This is a genomic window from Leekyejoonella antrihumi (assembly GCF_007845645.1).
In the GTDB taxonomy this organism is placed as follows: domain Bacteria; phylum Actinomycetota; class Actinomycetes; order Actinomycetales; family Dermatophilaceae; genus Leekyejoonella; species Leekyejoonella antrihumi.
The window spans coordinates 17,419-36,272 of record NZ_VCQV01000013.1 but is presented as its reverse complement, the minus strand read 5'-3'; the positions used below and the strand labels follow the sequence as shown (position 1 = coordinate 36,272).

The 18,854-nt window shown below is 69.0% G+C and carries 17 protein-coding genes; 13 read left to right on the top strand and 4 right to left on the bottom strand.

What is annotated here, in order from left to right; all coding sequences use genetic code 11:
• Positions 1-81 precede the first annotated feature (81 nt).
• Positions 82-1,035: a type I pantothenate kinase gene (coaA, locus tag FGL98_RS10805; RefSeq protein WP_246136496.1), complete on the bottom strand. Its 954-nt coding sequence runs from the start codon at positions 1,033-1,035 to the stop codon at positions 82-84.
• A 153-nt stretch (positions 1,036-1,188) separates the two neighbouring features.
• Here coaA and glmS point away from each other — a divergent pair, with 153 nt between their 5' ends.
• The 9 genes from glmS to tsaD all read left to right on the top strand — a co-directional run bounded on the left by glmS (position 1,189) and on the right by tsaD (position 10,768).
• Complete coding sequence (glmS, locus tag FGL98_RS10800) at positions 1,189-3,042, top strand: glutamine--fructose-6-phosphate transaminase (isomerizing) (protein WP_146316776.1); 1,854 nt, start codon at positions 1,189-1,191, stop codon at positions 3,040-3,042.
• A gap of 10 nt (positions 3,043-3,052) precedes the next feature.
• The gene (locus tag FGL98_RS10795) at positions 3,053-3,403 is read left to right on the top strand and encodes a holo-ACP synthase (RefSeq protein ID WP_146316775.1); all 351 of its coding nucleotides are present in this window, start codon (positions 3,053-3,055) and stop codon (positions 3,401-3,403) included.
• Between the two features lie 26 nt (positions 3,404-3,429).
• Positions 3,430-4,878 (top strand): bifunctional ADP-dependent NAD(P)H-hydrate dehydratase/NAD(P)H-hydrate epimerase, encoded by a 1,449-nt coding sequence (locus FGL98_RS10790; protein ID WP_146316774.1) that lies wholly within the window; start codon positions 3,430-3,432, stop codon positions 4,876-4,878.
• Positions 4,879-5,637: 759 nt separating this feature from the next.
• Positions 5,638-6,801 (top strand): alanine racemase, encoded by a 1,164-nt coding sequence (alr, locus tag FGL98_RS10785; protein WP_146316773.1) that lies wholly within the window; start codon positions 5,638-5,640, stop codon positions 6,799-6,801.
• A 59-nt stretch (positions 6,802-6,860) separates the two neighbouring features.
• Positions 6,861-8,126: an alpha/beta fold hydrolase gene (locus FGL98_RS10780; protein ID WP_186526100.1), complete on the top strand. Its 1,266-nt coding sequence runs from the start codon at positions 6,861-6,863 to the stop codon at positions 8,124-8,126.
• Positions 8,123-8,578, top strand: coding sequence for a tRNA (adenosine(37)-N6)-threonylcarbamoyltransferase complex ATPase subunit type 1 TsaE (gene tsaE / locus FGL98_RS10775; protein WP_146316771.1), 456 nt, complete (start codon positions 8,123-8,125; stop codon positions 8,576-8,578). Before FGL98_RS10780 ends, tsaE begins: the two co-directional genes overlap by 4 nt.
• A 3-nt stretch (positions 8,579-8,581) precedes the next feature.
• Positions 8,582-9,253, top strand: a complete 672-nt coding sequence (gene tsaB / locus FGL98_RS10770; RefSeq protein ID WP_146316770.1) for a tRNA (adenosine(37)-N6)-threonylcarbamoyltransferase complex dimerization subunit type 1 TsaB — start codon at positions 8,582-8,584, stop codon at positions 9,251-9,253.
• Positions 9,250-9,726: a ribosomal protein S18-alanine N-acetyltransferase gene (gene rimI, locus FGL98_RS10765; RefSeq protein ID WP_246136495.1), complete on the top strand. Its 477-nt coding sequence runs from the start codon at positions 9,250-9,252 to the stop codon at positions 9,724-9,726. Before tsaB ends, rimI begins: the two co-directional genes overlap by 4 nt.
• Complete coding sequence (gene tsaD, locus FGL98_RS10760) at positions 9,716-10,768, top strand: tRNA (adenosine(37)-N6)-threonylcarbamoyltransferase complex transferase subunit TsaD (protein WP_146316769.1); 1,053 nt, start codon at positions 9,716-9,718, stop codon at positions 10,766-10,768. Before rimI ends, tsaD begins: the two co-directional genes overlap by 11 nt.
• 29 nt (positions 10,769-10,797) lie before the next feature.
• Here the strand turns inward: tsaD and FGL98_RS10755 are convergent, their stop codons facing one another.
• Positions 10,798-12,069, bottom strand: coding sequence for a glycoside hydrolase family 3 N-terminal domain-containing protein (locus FGL98_RS10755; RefSeq protein WP_246136494.1), 1,272 nt, complete (start codon positions 12,067-12,069; stop codon positions 10,798-10,800).
• A 43-nt stretch (positions 12,070-12,112) separates the two neighbouring features.
• Positions 12,113-13,450, bottom strand: a complete 1,338-nt coding sequence (locus FGL98_RS10750; RefSeq protein WP_342779965.1) for a THUMP-like domain-containing protein — start codon at positions 13,448-13,450, stop codon at positions 12,113-12,115.
• On the opposite strand from FGL98_RS10750, the gene FGL98_RS10745 reads away from it, so the two are divergent.
• The gene (locus FGL98_RS10745) at positions 13,428-14,408 is read left to right on the top strand and encodes a ribose-phosphate diphosphokinase (protein WP_146316768.1); all 981 of its coding nucleotides are present in this window, start codon (positions 13,428-13,430) and stop codon (positions 14,406-14,408) included. The genes FGL98_RS10750 and FGL98_RS10745 overlap by 23 nt on opposite strands.
• Before the next feature lie 185 nt (positions 14,409-14,593).
• Here the strand turns inward: FGL98_RS10745 and FGL98_RS10740 are convergent, their stop codons facing one another.
• Positions 14,594-15,475 (bottom strand): SDR family oxidoreductase, encoded by an 882-nt coding sequence (locus FGL98_RS10740; protein WP_146316767.1) that lies wholly within the window; start codon positions 15,473-15,475, stop codon positions 14,594-14,596.
• A 106-nt stretch (positions 15,476-15,581) separates the two neighbouring features.
• Here FGL98_RS10740 and FGL98_RS10735 point away from each other — a divergent pair, with 106 nt between their 5' ends.
• The 3 genes from FGL98_RS10735 to groL all read left to right on the top strand — a co-directional run bounded on the left by FGL98_RS10735 (position 15,582) and on the right by groL (position 18,566).
• Complete coding sequence (locus FGL98_RS10735; RefSeq protein WP_146316766.1) at positions 15,582-16,187, top strand: TetR/AcrR family transcriptional regulator; 606 nt, start codon at positions 15,582-15,584, stop codon at positions 16,185-16,187.
• A 294-nt stretch (positions 16,188-16,481) separates the two neighbouring features.
• Positions 16,482-16,775, top strand: coding sequence for a co-chaperone GroES (groES, locus tag FGL98_RS10730; RefSeq protein ID WP_146316765.1), 294 nt, complete (start codon positions 16,482-16,484; stop codon positions 16,773-16,775).
• A 180-nt stretch (positions 16,776-16,955) separates the two neighbouring features.
• A complete protein-coding gene (groL, locus tag FGL98_RS10725; RefSeq protein WP_146316764.1) occupies positions 16,956-18,566 on the top strand; it encodes a chaperonin GroEL in 1,611 nt (536 codons plus the stop codon).
• Positions 18,567-18,854 lie beyond the last annotated feature (288 nt).

Here is an 18,854-nt window from a genome sequence, read left to right as displayed (position 1 = left end):
AGAACTTCGTGGGGTGACTTGGCTTCGGGGTCCTCGCGAAGTATCGGAGCGAGGGACGAGCGGAGAACTTCGTGGGGTGACTCAGAGTTTGCGCAGCTGGACCCGGGTCACGCTGTGATCGGGGCCCTTGCCGAGCACGAGGGTGGCACGACTACGCGTCGGTGCGACGTTCTGGCGCAGGTTCGGCGCGTTGATCGAGTCCCAGATGGAGGTCGCCCGATCCACTGCCTGCTCGTCGGACAGGGAGGCATACCGGTGGAAGTATGACTTCGGGTCGGCGAAGGCGGTCTGCCGCAGCCGCAGGAACCGCTCGACATACCAGCCGCGGATCTCGCTCTCGCGTGCATCGACGTAGACCGAGAAGTCGAAGAAGTCCGACAGGGCCAGGGTGCTGCGACGCTCCGGCGCCGGCAGGGCGGGTTGCAGGACGTTCAGCCCCTCGATGATCAGGACATCCGGCTGGTGCACCGCGATGTGCTCGTCCGGCACGATGTCGTAGGTCAGGTGCGAGTAGACCGGTGCGGTCACCTCCGTGACGCCGGACTTCACGGCCGCGACGAACCGCACCAGGGCCCGCCGGTCATACGACTCCGGAAAACCCTTGCGGTCCAGCATGCCGCGACGTTCCAGCTCCGCATTGGGAAACAGGAACCCATCGGTGGTGACCAGCTCGACGCGCGGGGTGTCGGGCCAGCGGATGAGCAGCTCGCGCAGGATCCGCGCGGTCGTGGACTTGCCGACGGCGACCGAGCCGGCGATACCGATGACGAACGGCGTCTTGGCGGGTCGCTCGCCGAGGAAGTCGGTCGTCACCCGGTGCAGCCCGGCGGTCGCGCCGACATAGAAGTTCAGCAGTCGAGAGAGCGGCAGGTAGACCTCTTCGACCTCGTTGAGGTCCAGCCGGTCCGCGGTGCCGCGCAGTCGGCGCACGTCGTCGCCCGTCAGGCTCAGCGGGTGCGAGTTGCGCAGCCGAGCCCACGCGGCGCGATCCAGCTCCACATAGGGCGACTCGATGACGGCACGTGGACGAGGCACGCGGGCCATTGTTCACGATCGGTCGAGGTCGTGTGAGGGGAGGGCCGAAACTTCAGGGCGGCGAGCGGCCCGGGACCCGACTCCGCGCCGCCGCCGCGTGTCATCGCCGGTGGGCAGTACGGACCGCTCAACGCAGGCCATAGGCTGGGGCCCATGTGTGGAATTGTTGGGTATGTCGGCCCGAACGAGGACGACCGGGCCCTCAGCGTGGTGATGGAAGGGCTGGCGAGACTGGAGTACCGCGGCTATGACTCGGCGGGAGTGGCCCTGTTGACCGGGAACCGCGCCGAGGTCCGCAAGCGCGCCGGCAAGCTGGCCAATCTGAGCGCCGCCATCGAGACGGACCCGATGCTCGGTTCGAGCGCCGGTATCGGCCACACCCGCTGGGCCACGCACGGTGGGCCGACGAACGAGAACGCCCACCCGCATCTGGGCGGGACGGACGGAAAGCTCGCCCTCATCCACAACGGGATCATCGAGAACTTCCACGTGCTCGGCAACGAGTTGCGTGCGGATGGTGTGCGGCTGACCAGCGAGACCGACACCGAGGTGGTCGCGCACCTGCTCGCGCGGGCCTACGACGGTGACCTGACCGCCGCGATGCGGCAGGTCGTCGCGCGGCTGGAGGGGGCGTTCACCCTCCTGGCGGTGCATGCTGACCAGCCCGGCGTCGTCGTGGGTGCGAGGCGCAACAGCCCCCTGGTCGTCGGCCTCGGCGACGGGGAGAACTTTCTCGGCTCCGACGTCGCCGCGTTCATCGGGTACACCCGTCAGGCGATGGAGCTGGCCCAGGACCAGATCGTCACGATCACCCCGCGGGAGGTGACCGTGACCGGCTTCGACGGCACCCCGGCGCAGGGCAAGGTCTTCAGCGTCGACTGGGACGCCGCCGCCGCCGAGAAGGGCGGCTACGACACCTTCATGGAGAAGGAGATCAACGAGCAGCCGCGTGCCGTCGGCGAGACTCTGCTGGGCCGCACCGACGAGAGCGGGGCGCTGGTGCTGGACGAGCTGCGCATACCGGAAGAGGCGCTGCGCAGAGTCGGGCGCATCACCATCGTGGCCTGCGGCACCGCGGCGTATGCCGGGATGGTCGCCAAGTACGCCATCGAGCGGTGGACCCGGATCCCGGTCGAGGTCGCGCTCGCGCACGAGTTCCGCTACTGCGACCCGATCGTTGACGAGCAGACACTCGTCGTGTCGATCAGCCAGTCCGGCGAGACGATGGACACGCTGATGGCGGTCAAGCACGCCCGCGAGCTCGGCGCGCAGACGATCGCCATCTGCAACACGCACGGTTCGACGATCCCGCGGGAGTCCGACGCGGTGCTCTACACGCACGCGGGTCCGGAGGTAGCGGTGGCGTCCACCAAGGCGTTCCTCGCGCAGATCACCGCCTGCTACGTGCTCGGCCTCTATCTGGCCCAGCTGCGCGGTGGGTCCTACGCCGATGACGCGAAGGCCGTCATGGCCGAGCTGCAGGAGGTGCCGGCGAAGATCGAGGCGTTGCTGGGGAGCCTGGACCGCGTCCGGGAGATCGCGCGATTCATGGCCGACACCCGAGCCGTCCTCTTCCTGGGCCGCCAGGTCGGCTTCCCCGTTGCGATGGAGGGAGCGCTCAAGCTCAAGGAACTGGCCTACATCCACGCGGAGGGGTTCGCGGCCGGCGAGCTGAAGCACGGGCCGATCGCCCTGATCGAGCCCGGGCAGCCGGTGTTCATCGTCGTCCCCGGCCCGGACACCCCGCACGGGCTGCACGGCAAGGTGGTCTCCAACATCCAGGAGATCCGGGCCCGTGGCGCGCGCACCCTGGTGATCGCGCAGGAGGGCGACGACGCGGTCGTGCCGTTCGCCGACGAGGTGATCCGGGTGCCGCGCACGTCGCCGATGCTGCAGCCGCTGCTGACGACCGTGCCATTGCAGGTGTTCGCCCTCGAGCTGTCCACCGCCAAGGGCCTCGATGTCGACCAGCCGCGCAACCTGGCCAAGTCGGTCACGGTCGAATAGGGGGCCGGCCATGATCGTGGGCGTGGGCATCGACGTCGTTGATGTGGGCCGGTTCATGGCCAAGCTGGATGCCACTCCGGCCCTGCGGGACCGGCTTTTCGCGGCCGAGGAGCGCACACTGCCACCGAACTCGCTCGCCGGTCGGTTCGCCGCCAAGGAGGCGCTTGCCAAGGCGCTCGGCGCGCCCGGCGGCCTGCACTGGGTCGACGCGGTGGTCGCCAAGAACGACGACGGCCGGCCCTACTGGCAGCTGTCCGGCACGGTGAACGCCCGTGCCGCGGACCTCGGTGTGCAGTCGTTGCACCTGTCGATCTCCCACGATGCCGGCATCGCGTCCGCCATCGTGATCGCCGAGGACTGAACCACCGAAGACCAGGGAGTCCCACCATGATCCGCGCATACTCCGTCGCCGATGTGCGAGCGGCCGAGGCATCCGAGACGGACCGGCAACCGCAGGGTGAGCTGATGGCGCGAGCGGCCACAGGGCTCACCGACGTGGTGCTGAACCGGTTGGGGCACGATGGCGATCGCGTCGTGGTGCTCGTTGGATCCGGGGACAACGGGGGCGACGCGCTGTATGCCGCAGGGCACCTCGCGCAGGCCGACGCGAACGTCCTCGCGGTGCTGGTCGGGCGCTCGCAGCACGAGGGCGGACTGGAGTACGCACGCACGCGCGGCGTCTCAGTGCTCGAATGGCGCGCGGGGGAGGCCGACTCGCAGGTCCTGTCCGCACTCGCGGAAGCGGATGTCGTCATCGACGGGATCGCCGGAATCGGGGGCCGCCCAGGCCTGCCCGAGCATCTGCGGGAGCTGCCCGACCACATCGCCGACACCGCATACGTCCTCGCGGTGGATCTGCCGTCCGGCTGTGACCCGGCGGGTCTGGTGACCGGTCCGTCGATCTATGCCGACGAGACGGTGACCTTCAGCATGGCCAAGCCGGTGCACCTGCTGCCGGCGACCGAGTATGCCGTGGGGCTGCTGAACGTTGTCGACATCGGCGTGCGTCTGCCGAAGGTGCCTGTGGTGGAACGGTTGACCCGAGAGGATGTGCTCGGGCTGTGGCCGGTGCCCGGTCCGCACGACGACAAGTACAGCCGCGGGGTGCTCGGTGTCGTGGCCGGCGGTGAGACATACACCGGCGCCGCGGTCATGGCGGTCACCGCGGCGGTGACCGCCGGCATCGGGATGGTGCGGTACGTCGGTCCACCGGCGCCCACCGACCTGCTGCGCTCGCGGGTGCCCGAGGCGGTGTTCGGCGACGGGCGGTGTCAGGCGTGGGCCATCGGATCCGGGTGGGAGATGGACTCCGCTGATCCGCAACAGCTTTCGGTCGCACGAGCCGCGCTCGCGTCATCGCTGCCGGTCGTGCTCGATGCGGGCGGTCTGGATCTGATCGACGAACCGCGCGATGCGCCGACCCTGCTCACCCCGCACGCCGGTGAGCTGGGCCGGCTGGCCGAGCGGCTCGGCATACCGACAGGCGGTGGGGGAGTGGCCCTTGCTCAGCGGGTGGCCGATCACCTGCAGGCCACGGTGCTGCTCAAGGGCGCCGTCACCACGGTCGTGCCGCCGAGCGACGCCGGGTTGCCGCTGCGTTCGCAGGCGGACGCACCTGCGTGGCTGGCGACTGCGGGTGCCGGCGATGTGCTGGCCGGTATCTGCGGTGCGCTGCTGGCCGGCGGCCTCTCGCCGCTCGATGCGGGGTCGCTGGCGGCGCTGGTGCATGGAGTCGCCGCCGAGGACGCGAATCCTGGTGGGCCGGTGCGCGCCATGGACGTCGCACACCAGGTCGGGGGCACCGTCGCGAGGCTGCTGCATACGCCGACGGCATAGGCGCACGGTGTAGGCGAGCGTCCCCATCTGCAGGAAATGAGTGCACTGGAGGCCGACCTGAAATGGGTTGCGCCCAAACGGCTTCCACGAGATGAGCGCTGGTCTGTCCTCTTTCGCGCGGTCACAGCGGCCGCGTACCGAGATCGCGGAGTGCGCGCTCCCACGTGGACGAAGCACCGGGCGCTGGATCAGCCCTGGCAGCCACTCCCACGCCTCCCTATTCGCCGCGATGCCGAATTGGACACCGCGCTTGCGAGACTGAACATCCGCATCCGGGCCAAGGACCTGACAAGCCGATGACCACCCCTGTCACCCTGAGTGCAAGCGACATCGGAGCGCTGCTCGATGAACTTGGAACGCGCCTCGAACGGCTCGGGATCGATGCGGAGATCTTGGTTGTCGGTGGCTCTGCCCTTTGCACTCACTCTTGCAGGCAGGCGGACCACGCACGAAGTGGATGGGGTTATCGAGCCGCATGCCGAGGTGTTGGAGGTGTCACAGGAGATGGCCAAAGCGCTCGGACTCTGAACACGGCGGCGATGCCTCTTGTGCCACCACGAGATCCCCTGACGCCCGGACGTCGTACCGGCGGGCTGAGCAGGAACGACACAGGTCGGCCAGCTCCCTGCCGACGGGCAGGTGATAGGGCGCATTTGGGTGTCCCTGGTGTCGATATGCGGGTGGTGGAGGGATGGTGCCAGATCGGCGTAGGCCGGAAGTGCCAGTGAGCCAGATCACGGACGGTGTCAGACTACGAGCATGAGCACCGCATCGTCGCCGGAACTGCTGGGAAGTGCACCGGCCAGGATCACCGTGGACCTCGACGCCATCGCCTCCAACGTCGGCGTCCTGAAGCAGCGCGCCGGCGACGCGCAGGTCATGGCCGTCGTCAAGGGGGACGCCTACGGTCACGGGCTGGTGCCCAGCGCCCGAGCCGCGCTGCGCGGCGGCGCGACCTGGCTGGGCGTCGCTCAGATGTCGGAGGCGCTGGCACTGCGCGACGCGGGCGTCACCGCACCGCTCCTGACCTGGCTGCATGCGCCGGGCCTTGACTTCGGACCGGCAGTGAGTCAGGGCATCGACGTGGGCGTGCCCGCCGTGTGGGAGGTCGAGGCCGTCGCCGCGGCCGCTCGAGAGCTCGGGCAGACCGCCCGAGTCCAGCTGAAGGTCGACACCGGCCTGGCGCGCAACGGGGCCTACGGGCCCGACTGGCCCGCGCTGGTCGAGGCGGCGGCCAAGCTGGCGGCCGAGGGTGCCATCACGGTGACCGGCGTCTTCACGCACTTCGCGTATGCAGACTCGCCCAAGCACCCGACGGTGATCACCCAGCAGGAGAAGTTCGCCGACGCGGTCGCGGACTGCGAGCGGGCCGGCTTCGACCTCGAGGTGCGCCACATGTCGAACTCGGCCGCTACCTTGACCACCCCGGCGGCTGCCTGGGACATGGTGCGCCCCGGGCTGGCGGTCTACGGCCTGACACCGGTCCCGGACCTCGGCAGCGCCGCGTCGTTCGGGCTGGTGCCGGCGATGACGGTCAGCGCCAACGCGACGGTCATCAAGCGGGTCCCGAAGGGCCAGGGCGTCAGCTATGGGCACACCTACGTGACACCGCAAGAGACCACGCTGGTCGATGTTCCCTGCGGATACGCCGACGGCGTGCCGCGGCACGCGTCGTCGTCGGGGCCTGTCCAGATCGGCGGCCGACGCTTCACCGTCGCCGGGCGCGTATGCATGGACCAGTTCGTCGTGGATGTCGGCGACCTCGAGGTTCACGACGGTGAGCCGGTGGTGCTCTTCGGGCCCGGCACGAACGGTGAACCGACAGCGCAGGACTGGGCAGACGTCGTCGGCACCATCTCCTATGAGATTGTTGCAAGGATGAGCACCCGGCTCCCGCGCTTGTATCTCGGGGACGGTGCATAGCCGACAACCCTGGGAGTATGCGTGACCAAGCCGAGCGGGCGTCTTTCCGGAAGCATCGCATGAGCCGCTCGCGCTGGCCGCTCATCGGCGCCGGGGCCGGCGTCGCCGCCGGCGCACTGACCACCGCTGGGATCGTCGTCGACAAGTTGCGACGTAACCGGGTGACCGCGGTCCGGCTCGGCACTCAGGTCAGTGACTTCGAAGAGGTCGCCGACGCCGAGCGTGTAGTCATCGCCGAGGACGGCGTCCTGCTGCATGTCGAGATCGATGAACCGCAGGGGACCCCCTCCTCGGCGGACGGCGCACAGGTGCCCACGATCGTGCTCACCCACGGGTACACCCACAACCTCGGCGTCTGGGTGTTCCAGCGTCGCGCACTGCGAGCCGCCGGCTATCGCGTGGTCATGTGGGACCTGCGCGGACACGGCCGGTCCGGAGAAGGCGACGACGAGTCGTACACCGTCAAACAGCTCGGCCGTGACCTCGCGAAGGTCATCGAGGACGTCGTGCCCGACAGCACGGTCGTTCTGGTCGGGCACTCGATGGGCGCGATGGCCGTGATGAGCCTCGCCGGGCAGCGGCCGGAACTGTTCGAAGGAAAGGTGATCGGGGTCGGCCTGATCTCCACCAGTGCGGGCGAGCTCGCCACGATCGACTTCGGTCTGGGCAAGCGTCTAGGCCTGGTCGTGCACCGCCTCGGGCCGGCAGCAGTGTCCAAGCTGTCCACCCGGCCGATCGTGCTCGACTCGGCGCGTGTCGCCGGGCGGGACCTGGAGGAATACCTGGTCCACCACTACTCCTTCGCGTCGCACGTCCCGCTGGCCATCGTGCGGCTCACCGCCGACATGATCTTCCACACCCGGCTGCACGTCATCAGCGTATTCCTCCCGCAGTTGATGGCCCACGACGAAACGGGTTCACTCCCAACATTCATCGGCGTCGAGACTCTCGTGATGCATGGCGCCCAGGACCGCATCGCACCCCTTCCGCATGGGGCGCGGATCGTCGACGCGATCCCCGGATGCGAGTATGTCGAGGTTGCGCACGCCGGTCATCTGCTCCCCCTGGAGTATCCCGATGTCGTCAGCTCGGAGCTGCTCGCCATGATCGAGCGCGCGCGCAGGTCCGCGCCCGCACCGCGCCGGGGTGTCGCCGGGACACGGGCTGTCGGGCGCGCCGTCAAGAAGGTCACCGGAGTTTCGGCGGAGCGCCGTGCCAAGGCCGTTCGCACGGGACGAGGTAAGGCGGCGGTCGGTGAGGGCAAGCCGAGGCGCGCTACCGAGAAGTCCACGACGAAGGACAACGCGACGAAGCGGCGCCCGTGACTGATCTCGTGCTCACCACCGCGGACCAGACCCAGGAGTGGGGCGAGCTGCTCGGCGGGCTGCTGCAGGCCGGCGACGTCATCGTCCTGACGGGTGGGCTCGGCGCCGGCAAGACCACCCTCACGCAGGGGATTGCCCGCGGCCTGAACGTGCGCGGCCCGATCACCTCGCCCACCTTCGTCATCGCCCGAATGCACCCCTCGCTCGGGGACGGCCCGGCTCTCGTGCACGTGGACGCCTACCGCTTGGGCGGATCGGCGGAGCTGGATGACCTGGACCTGGACGAGGCGCTGCCCGAGGTCGTCACGGTCATCGAGTGGGGCGCGGGTCTGGCAGAGAACCTTGCGGACGACCGGCTGGAGATTGAACTTGCCGGCGTCGACGAGCGCCGGGTGACCTTGCGTCCGGTCGGTGACCGGTTCGAGTCGCTGGTTCGCAGGCTTACTCGCTAGCCTATGTCGGTGCTGCTTGCCCTGGATACGTCGACGACCGCGGTCACGGTGGCCGTCCACGACGGCACCCGCACGCTCGCCGAGCGCTCGACACTCGATGCCCGGCGGCATACCGAGATCCTCGCGCCCTCCATCCGGCAGGTGGCCATTGATGCGGATGTCACCCCGGCCGACCTGGACGCGGTGGCAGTCGGCGTCGGCCCCGGCCCGTTCACCGGCCTGCGTGTCGGGATCGTGACGGCGGCGACGCTCGGCCACACACTCGGCATACCGGTGACCGGCGTATGCAGTCTGGATGCCATCGCGCACGAGGTGCTGGTGGCGGGGGGGCCCGCCGACTTCCTGGTGGCGTCGGACGCCCGCCGCAAGGAGGTCTACTGGGCGCGCTACGCGATTGTCGAAGGTCGGGCGGTGCGACAGGGCGAGCCCGCCGTCGCCAAGCCGGCCGACCTGCCCCAAGAGCTGCGAGGTCTGCCGACGGCCGGGCGTGGCCCGGTGCTGTATCCCGATCTGTTTGCGACGCCGTTGGACGTGCTGGACGTGAGTGCCGGTGCGCTCGCCTCGTTTGCCACGATCGAGCAGCGGGCCGGCCGGGAGCCGTTGCCGGTGCGGCCGCTGTATCTCCGGCAGCCCGACGCGATGCCGGCCGCCGCACGCAAGCCGGTGCTGCCATGAAGACCGCAGCCCCGCAGCTGCGTCCGATGAGGTGGACCGACATCGAGCAGCTCGCCGAGCTGGAAGGCGCACTCTTTCCGGGTGACGCGTGGAACCGGCAGTCCTGGTGGAGTGAGCTGGCACACCGTCCGCGGCGCAGGTATGCCGTGGCCGAGGTCAATGGGCAGCTGGCCGGGTATGCGGGACTTGACTGCGCGGGGGAGGTCGCCGATGTGATGACGATCGCGGTGGCACCCGGACAGCAGGGGCGCGGGCTGGGGCAGCGGATGCTGGACTGGCTGCTGGACCAGGCGCGTGACAGTGGCGCCGAGGCGGTCCTGCTGGAGGTGCGTGCCGACAACGATCCGGCACGTGCGCTGTATGACCGCAACGGTTTTGAGCAGATACGCGTGCGTCGCCACTACTACCAGCCGGGCGGCGTCGACGCGCTTGTCCTGCGGACACAGCTGACGGAGGTTGCCGATGTCCACTGACGAACCCCTGGTCCTGGGCATCGAGAGCTCGTGCGACGAGACGGGGATCGCGCTGGTGCGGGGCAACACATTGCTCGCGGACGCCGTGGCAAGCAGTGTGGACGAGCATGCGCGGTTCGGTGGCGTCGTGCCCGAGGTGGCCAGCCGCGCACACCTCGAGGCGGTCGTGCCGATGCTCACGAGGGCCTGTGCAGAGGCGGGGCATGCACTGCGCGACATCGATGCGGTGGCGGTGACCTCCGGGCCGGGACTGGCGGGTGCCCTGATGGTCGGTGTGTCTGCGGCCAAGGCGTTGTCCTGGGCGCTGGACAAGCCGCTGTATGGCGTGAATCACCTTGCCGCACATGTGTGTGCCGATGTGCTGGACCACGGCCCGCTGCCCGAGCCGACGGTGGCCCTGCTCGTCTCCGGCGGCCACACCAACCTGTTGCTGGTGCGAGATATCGCGGTGGAGGTGCACGAGCTGGGTGGCACGGTGGACGATGCGGCAGGGGAGGCCTTCGACAAGGTCGCACGGGTGCTCAATCTGCCGTATCCAGGCGGCCCGCACATCGACCGTGTTGCCGCAGAGGGCGATCCGAGGGCCATCCGCTTCCCTCGGGGGCTGACGGCCGGCAAGGACATGGAACGGCACCGTTTCGACTTCTCGTTCTCCGGGTTGAAGACCTCTGTGGTCCGCTGGGTCGAGGCGTGTGAGCGTGACGGGCGGCCGGTGCCGGTCGCGGACGTCGCAGCCAGCTTCCGAGAGGCCGTGGTGGACGTGCTCACGCGCAAGGCGATCGATGCCTGCAAGGTGCATGGCATCAACGACCTGCAGATCGGTGGCGGCGTCACGGCGAACACGCGGCTGCGGGCCCTGGCGGAGGAGCGTTGCGCGCAGGCCGGGATCAGCCTACGAGTGCCTCAGATCCGGCTGTGCACGGATAATGGCGCGATGGTCGCGGCACTGGGCTCGCAGATGGTGCAGCGTGGCGTGTCTCCGTCGTCGCTGGACCTGCCGGCCGACTCGTCGATGCCGGTGAGCCAGGTCCGCGCCGGCTGACCCGCGAGCCTTTGGTCGCGGTCACCGTCTCACTTCGCCGGGCAGGAGATCAGACCGATGCGTGCCTTGAGAGCGAGCACGCGGTGCACGGACCGGTCGACCTTGAGGGCGAACGCGCTGTCCTTCGCGCTGCGGGCCAGGATCGCTGCCACGATGGTGGGCGCGGACAGGGTCCCACCGGTGAGCGCAATGTCCCCGCCGGCCGCGATGAAGCGCACGGCGCGTTGGCCCACCGGCGTGCTACGCACGGCGACGGCATTCAGGTCGTCACTGATCACGACCCCGTGAAAACCCAGGTCGCCGCGCAGGGTCTGGGTGATGATCTTGGACGAGAACGCCGCCGGACTGGCCGCGTCCATCTTGGGATAGCGTGCCAGGGACATCATGACCAGGTCCGCGCCGGCCTTGATCCCGGCCGAGAAGGGCCGCAGATAGGGATCATTCGTGGTCATCACGTCGTCGGTGATGCCGGTCATCGAGAAGTCGGTGTTGGCGCGCACGCGACCGAGCCCCGGGAAGTGCTTGAGGGTGGCGGCGACTCCGCCGCGAGTCAGCCCGTGCACGACATCGGTGACTGCGGGCGAAACGGTCTGCGGGGTATGGCCGTACTCGCGGCCCCATCGTCCGAGTGGCTGGTTCGCCTGACCGATCGACCTCGGCACGGTGCCGGCAACGGGTGCCAGGTCGACATTGACCCCGGCCGCCTTGAGCTCCCGCCCGATGGTGGTGGCGTGACCGACCAGGGCGCTCGAGGACATCGCCCCCTGCTGGAGCGCGGAGGGCAGCGGTGAGAATCCGGGCCCCTTCAGCTGCTGCACGTCGCCGCCCTCCTGGTCGGCGGCGATGAGGAGGCCGACTCCGCCGGTGGCGCTCGAGGTCGCCTGGTGCTGCAGCTGGTTGGAGGTGTCTGCGACCGTGCTCGATCCGTGCCAGCCGCCGAGGTAGAAGACGTTGCCCACATGCTCGGAGGAGATGATCCTTCCGACCTCGGCTCTCGGCTGGGAGGTCTCCAGGCCCACCATCACCAGCTGCCCGACCCGCTGGTTCGGACGCAGCTGCGCGTAGGTCGTGGCCGCGCAGCTCCCGTGCGACGCACCTGGAGACGAGGGGCGAGTGGTCGTGGTGGCCGACCCGGAAGTGGGTGACGTGCCTGCGCTCGAGGAGCTCGAGGTGGCGGCGGGCGATGACGTGCCGGGCACGGTGGAACCGGCGGCAGGTGGCCCGTCGGAGGCACCGCAGGCCGTTGCGGCGAATGCCATGCAGACCAGGACGCCGAGGAAGGTGCGGCGACTCGTCGACATGCGTCGACGTTAACTCAACCGCGCGGCGAGGAGGCGGGAGCGCTCAGACTGCGTCGAGCACGAGCGCGGACTGCAGGTCGTCGATGCGGGTGACGAGCACCGTGATCTCCCGCGAACCGCTCAGTCGCAGCTGTCGGCGCAGCGTCTCGGGGTCGAGCGACACGCCGCGCTTCTTGATGGTCACGCGACCCACGTCATGGTCGCGCATCCAGGCACGGAGGGCCTTCACGTTGAACGGGAACGCCTCTCGCACGGCATACCGCTTGGCCCAGGTCACATGGACCTCCCGGGTCGAGCACACATAGCCGGTGCCGGGAGCGAGCTCCTGCCCGTCGACGGCACGGATGAGGGCGCCGACCAGGCCGGCGCGCAGCACCGCGCGATCGGCCTCGTAGAGGTAGCCCGGCAGGCGCCCCAGACTGGCCGGCGTCGGGTCTGCCTCCGCGGCGTCCGCCTCGGTCACCGCGTAGGCGTCTCGCCCATTCAGCATGAGCGCGGTGCGCCCCGGCTCATGCACGAGCGAGCCCCACCAGATGGTGCACTCCACGACCTCACCACGGTATGACGTCCACTGCGCCTCGGCGCCGGGCGGCACCTGTCGATGGGAGAAGGCCGGGCTGAGCTTTGCGCCGGCCGCGGGCACCGACTGGGCCGCCCTGCGCACGAAGTCCCAGCCGGGGGAGAGGTCCTCGAGGCGGAAGAGCCGGCGGGTCCGCCCGGTGATGTCGGCGACGCCCGGTGTGCGGCGCGCCGGGTCGAGCCAGATCCCGGCGGTGCGGGCGTCGGCGCCGGTCGGCAGCGTGACCTCCTCGGCACGTGCCGTGTGAGCGCTCGCCGTGGGCCACGGCCGCAGATTGACCCCGGCGATCGCGGCCGTGGTCTCGTCGGCGTCCACGGCGTGCACCCGCATGCCGGCCCGGGCGAGGGCCATCGCGTCAGAGCCGATGCCGCAGCCGAGGTCGAAGACGTGCTGCACTCCCGCCTGCCGGAATCGCTGTGCGTGGGTGGCGGCGACCTCCGCCCTGGTCGCCTGCTCCAGCCCGTCCGCGGTGAACAGCATCTCCGCGGCGCCGTCGCCGAACTTGTGCACGGCTCTGCTGCGCAGGCGGGACTGGGTGAGGGTGGCTGCCACGAGGTCGGGATCGAACCCGGCATCTCGCAGGCGGACACCGAGCGACAGAGCCGCCGACTCGTCATACGGCGGCAAGGACTGCAGCAGCCCCCAGCCCTCGCCCGTGGTCAGACGTTCCACCAGCCGCAGGTCCATGCGCACATCCTCCCGCACGGGGGTGTTGTGCGGCGGGCAGGTATCGGTACGCTGCGAGGGCCAGGAGCCGCCCTTCGTGAAGGAGTCCTCCGTGCGCGACCTCGTCGTGTTCACCGGTTCAGCACATCCAGACCTCGCCCAACGCATCTGCGGAGCCCTCGGAGTGCCGCTGTCGCCGGTGAGCATCAAGCGGTTCAGCAACGACTGCCTGCAGGCGCAGCTGCTGACCAACTGTCGCCAGCGCGATGTCTACATCATTCAGCCGCTCGTGCCTCCGACGCAGGAGCATCTGATGGAGCTGTTGCTGATGATCGACGCGGCGCGAGGTGCATCGGCGGCGCAGATCACCGCCGTGATCCCGCACTATGCGTATGCCCGCTCGGACAAGAAGGACGCCTCGCGCATCTCCCTGGGTGGCCGGCTCGTCGCGGACATGCTGGTGACGGCTGGGGCGCATCGGGTCCTCACGATGGCGCTGCACGCACCGCAGGTGCACGGGTTCTTCTCGGTGCCGGTCGACCACCTGACGGCGATCGGGGTGCTGGCCGATCACTTCCGGGAGGCGGATCTGGCGAACTGTGTGGTCGTGTCACCGGACCTCGGCAACGCGAAGCAGGCGACGCTGTTCGCCCGACTGCTCGGCCTGCCGGTCGCCGCGGGCAGCAAGCAGCGCCTCGCGGACGACCAGGTGGTGATCGACGCGATCGTCGGCGACGTGCGCGGCAAGCGGGCCATAGTGCTCGACGACGAGATCGCGACCGGTGGCTCGGTGATCGAGCTGATGGACCGGCTGGACGACTTCGGCTGCACCGGCGCCTCCGTGGCCTGCACGCACGGGCTGTTCTCCGGCAAGGCCGTGCAACGTCTCGGATCGCACCCGATGATCGACGAGGTCGTCACGACCGACACCGTCCCGCCGCCCGACGACTGGCCACAGTTGAAGGTGCGCTCGACCTCTGGTCTCTTCGCGGAGGCCATCAGCAGGATCCACGCCGGCGAGTCCGTCAGCAAGCTCTTCGACGGGGTGGACCCGACCTGCGGTCCGCCCGAGGCGACACTGCCGCTGGGCTGAAAGCCGGCACAGCAGAGGTTCGGGACAACAACGCATCGCGCTCGGCCTCACCCGCTGGCTGATCAACACAGCCCGCTGACCAACCAGCACCACAAGCCGATCGTCGACCGGACGTACGCCCTTGGTCGTCGCACTGCCGGTTGCCCTGGCGCTTTGGGCTCTGCCGCCGTTGGTGATCGTTGCGGTCAGGTGAAGTAGTGGCCTGATTCGATGTCGTCGATGAGGCCGGGATGGGTGGGTGTCCATCCGAGCGACTGCTGGGTGATGGTGCTCGAGGCGGGCATGTCGGCACCGAGCACCATGGACAGAGGCGGCACGAAATCGGTCGGCGGCAGTGATCGGGCGGGGATGTCGAGGTGGCGGCCAATGGCGGCGGCGATCTCGCGCACGGCCACGCCTTGGTCGCCGACGGCGTATTGAATCGAGCCGGCCGGGGCCCGCTCAAGGGCGAGTCGGTAGAGGGTGGCAGCGTCCTTGACGTGGACAGCGGGCCAGCGGTTGGCGCCGTCACCTGTGTAGCCGGATACGCGCTTGTCCCGGGCGCGGTCGATGAGCTGCGGGATGAAGCCATGGCGTTCTCCCTCGCCGTGAACAGAGCGAGGGATCATCACCAGGGACGTCCGAATGCCGCGCTGGGCAGCGGCGTGGGCAGTTCGCAGGTTGACGATACGGGCGGCGATGGGTCCTTCGGGAACGAGCTCATCGCGCTCGGTGGCGACGCGGCCGCGCCGTCTGAGAGTCGCGCCGGTGACCACGAGGGGCTTGTCGGTGCCGGCAAGAGTGTCGATGAAGGCGTTGATGGCGGCGGCGTCCGCCTCTGCACCGGCGGCCTGGCCGAGATCGTGTCGGTAGGCCAGGTGAATGACGCCGTCGGTGTCGGCCGCGCCCGAGCTGACGATGGTGGTGTCGGTCAGGTCGCCGCGTAGCGCGTGGGCACCGAGTTCGGTGACGGCTTCGGCGGAGGCGTCGGAGCGCGCCAACGCCAGTACGTGGTGACCGGCGGCAACGAGTTCGGGGATGAGGGCCGATCCGATCCAGCCGGACCCGCCGGTGACGAAGACGCGCATGTGGTTCTCCTTCAATTTAGTGATGCGATCGAGTCGCATCACTAATCTAACATGTGATGCGACTCGATCGCATCACTGATGCGATCGAGTCGCGTAGCCTGTCGGTATGGCCAGATGGGCACCGGACGCGGCGGATCGCCTCGAGTGCGCGGCGTTGGATCTCTTTGTTGAGAACGGGTTCGCTCGCACGACCGTGGCTCAGATCGCGGACCGCGCCGGGGTCAACCGGGCCACCTTCTTCCGGCATTTCGCCGACAAGCGCGAGGTGCTGTTCGGCGGCGAGGACAAGCTCGCCCACCTGTTCGCCGACGGAGTGCGCAACGCGTCCGCAGGCGCGACGCTCGCCGACTGCATACGAGCAGCAGTCCTGGCAACGGGCCCGGCAATGACCCCACGGCAACGGGCGAAGGCCGTGCAACGCGTCCAGGTACTGGCGGCGAACGCGGAGGTGCAGGAGCGGGGACTGCTCAAGCATGCCCGCATCGCCGCCGCGCTCGTCGCAGCGTTGTGCGAACGCGGCTTCGACGAGCTGGCCGCGAGGTTGGCCGCCGAGGTGGGGCTTCTCGCCTTCCAGGTGGCCCTCGAACGTTGGATCATGGCCGACACTGCCGACGGGTCCTTCTCTGCTCTTGCTCACACTGCCTTGAACGAGGTGCACGAGCGCATACCGGGGCTGTCAGCGCCGACGTCCGCATCGGGTCGACCGGAGTAGCAGCTCACCCGGTCCGGGCCCAGATCGCTTCAAGCGCAGATCAACGCTGTGCTCGTCGCATGGGGGTCGGTGCTACGGCGAGAGGTGCAGCCATATCCGAGCAGATCTGGCACTCGAGTTGACCGAGTGCTAATCCCGGCATAGATTCAGTGCTGGCACTCTACCCAGGTCAGTGCCAGCAGGCGATCGATCGACCCCCGCGACGGCGATCGGGCGGCAGCCGGCATCAGCTGACCCGGGCTCAGCAAACACACCTGCTCTCCAGCAGGTCAACCTGTGAAGGAAGGTCCAACCGTGTCGGTGAACATCAAGCCGCTCGAAGACCGCATTGTCGTCAAGTCCGTCGAGGCCGAGCAGACCACTGCCTCCGGCCTGGTCATCCCGGACACCGCCAAGGAAAAGCCCCAGGAGGGTGAGGTCCTGGCGATCGGCCCCGGCCGTGTCGATGACAATGGCAACCGCGTCCCGCTCGACGTCAAGGTCGGTGACAAGGTCATCTACAGCAAGTACGGCGGCACCGAGATCAAGTACTCCGGCGAGGAACTGCTGATCCTGTCGGCACGCGACATCCTCGCGGTCGTCGCCTGACCTACTGCGCGCGGACCGCGCTCGTGACGCCTCACCGGGGCGCGCCGACCGGTCCACTTTCCCGCGGTCGCCGTCAGGCACCGCACCACGTATGACGTGCCCCGGCTCCGGCGCCCCTCGCGGGCGTGAGTCGGGGCATCGTCATACGGCCCATCACCCGAGCCAACGTTAAGGACAACTATGGCCAAGCAGCTGGAGTTCAGCGACTCCGCACGCAAGTCTCTCGAGCGCGGCGTCGACGCGCTCGCCAACGCCGTCAAGGTGACGCTCGGCCCCAAGGGCCGCAATGTCGTCATCGACAAGAAGTGGGGCGCACCGACCATCACCAACGATGGGGTGACCATCGCCCGTGAGGTCGAGCTGGAGGAGCCCTACGAGAACCTCGGCGCCCAGCTCGCCAAGGAAGTGGCGACCAAGACCAACGACGTCGCCGGTGACGGCACGACGACCGCCACGGTGCTTGCCCAGGCGATGGTGCACGAAGGTCTGCGCAACGTCGCGGCCGGCGCCGCCCCCGCAGCCTTGAAGCGCGGCATCGACCAGGCCGTCGACGTCATCAGCGAGCGGCTGCTGGCGAACGCCCGTGAGCTCGAGGGCAAGGACGAGATCGCCCAGGTCGCGACGCTCTCCGCCCAGGACGCCACCATCGGTGGTCTGATCGCCGAGGCCTTCGACAAGGTCGGCAAGGACGGCGTCATCACGGTCGAGGAGTCCTCGACCGCGCTGACCGACCTGGACTTCACCGAGGGTATGCAGTTCGACAAGGGTTACATCTCGCCCTACTTCGTCACCGACACCGAGCGCATGGAGGCCGTCCTCGAGGACGCCTACGTCCTCATCAACCAGGGCAAGATCTCGGCCGTCGCCGACCTGCTGCCGCTGCTGGAGAAGGTTGTCCAGTCCGGCAAGCCGCTGGTCATCATCGGCGAGGACGTCGATGGCGAGGCGCTGTCGACCCTGGTGGTCAACAAAATCCGTGGCACCTTCAACGTCGTTGCGGTGAAGGCGCCGGGCTTCGGTGACCGCCGCAAGGCGATGCTGCAGGATCTCGCGATCCTGACCGGCGGACAGGTCGTCGCCGAGGAGGTCGGCCTCAAGCTCGACCAGGTCGGGATCGAGGTGCTGGGCCAGGCTCGCCGCGTGGTCGTCACCAAGGACAACACGACGGTGATCGACGGACAGGGCGATCAGGGCGAGGTCGACGGCCGCGTCAAGGAGCTCAAGGCCGAGATCGAGCGGACCGACTCCGACTGGGACCGCGAGAAGCTCCAGGAGCGTCTCGCCAAGCTCGCCGGTGGCGTCTGCGTCATCTCGGTGGGCGCGCACACCGAGGTGGAGCTCAAGGAGAAGAAGCACCGCATCGAGGACGCGATCTCCGCGACCCGCGCGGCCATCGAGGAGGGCATCGTCGCCGGCGGCGGCTCGGCCCTGCTGCACGCCTCCGCCGCCCTGCAGAGTCTCGCGCTCGAGGGTGACGAGGCAACCGGTGCCGCGATCATCGGCAAGGCCGTCGCCGAGCCGCTGCGCTGGATCGCCGAAAACGCGGGCCTCGAGGGCTACGTCGCGGTGGCGAAGGTGCGCGACCTGGAGTCCGGCAACGGTCTCAACGCCGCGACCGGTGAGTACGGCGACCTGATCAAGCAGGGCGTCATCGACCCGGTGAAGGTCACCCGGTCGGCTCTGCGCAACGCCGCGTCGATCGCCGCGATGGTGCTCACGACCGAGACGCTCGTCGTGGACAAGCCGGACGAGGACGAGAGCGCGGCCGCCGGGCACGGTCACAGCCACTGACCCGTCCGTCTGCACTGCTCAAAACCCGGTCCGGGCGCCCCACGCGGGTGCCCCGGGCCGGGTTTTGCGTTGCGGCGGGCGTTGTCGGAGATTTCCACGGAATTTCTCAGGGTTTGACCACGCGGGGGGAGACCTGCTTACTCTGGAGTGTTCCCAGGACGGTGGGAGTCCGGGCGCGCTGCTGGGTGACCGAGCCGTGCAGCGCCGCACAGGTGCCCGCCGGCAGGCTCTGGGTGGGTGCAGTGCACGGACTACCGGCGGTATGGAGGACTGGTGAGCATAGGGACG

Bases quoted from the DNA above. Each gene is read 5' to 3' on its own strand.
- glmS (WP_146316776.1), top strand. From the start codon at position 1,189: ATGTGTGGAATTGTTGGGTATGTCGGCCCGAACGAGGACGACCGGGCC.
- FGL98_RS10795 (WP_146316775.1), top strand. From the start codon at position 3,053: ATGATCGTGGGCGTGGGCATCGACGTCGTTGATGTGGGCCGGTTCATG.
- FGL98_RS10790 (WP_146316774.1), top strand. From the start codon at position 3,430: ATGATCCGCGCATACTCCGTCGCCGATGTGCGAGCGGCCGAGGCATCC.
- alr (WP_146316773.1), top strand. From the start codon at position 5,638: ATGAGCACCGCATCGTCGCCGGAACTGCTGGGAAGTGCACCGGCCAGG.
- FGL98_RS10780 (WP_186526100.1), top strand. From the start codon at position 6,861: ATGAGCCGCTCGCGCTGGCCGCTCATCGGCGCCGGGGCCGGCGTCGCC.
- tsaB (WP_146316770.1), top strand. From the start codon at position 8,582: ATGTCGGTGCTGCTTGCCCTGGATACGTCGACGACCGCGGTCACGGTG.
- rimI (WP_246136495.1), top strand. From the start codon at position 9,250: ATGAAGACCGCAGCCCCGCAGCTGCGTCCGATGAGGTGGACCGACATC.
- tsaD (WP_146316769.1), top strand. From the start codon at position 9,716: ATGTCCACTGACGAACCCCTGGTCCTGGGCATCGAGAGCTCGTGCGAC.
- FGL98_RS10755 (WP_246136494.1), bottom strand. From the start codon at position 12,069: ATGTCGACGAGTCGCCGCACCTTCCTCGGCGTCCTGGTCTGCATGGCA.
- FGL98_RS10740 (WP_146316767.1), bottom strand. From the start codon at position 15,475: ATGCGCGTCTTCGTCACCGGCGGGTCCGGCTGGATCGGATCGGCCCTC.
- FGL98_RS10735 (WP_146316766.1), top strand. From the start codon at position 15,582: ATGGCCAGATGGGCACCGGACGCGGCGGATCGCCTCGAGTGCGCGGCG.
- groL (WP_146316764.1), top strand. From the start codon at position 16,956: ATGGCCAAGCAGCTGGAGTTCAGCGACTCCGCACGCAAGTCTCTCGAG.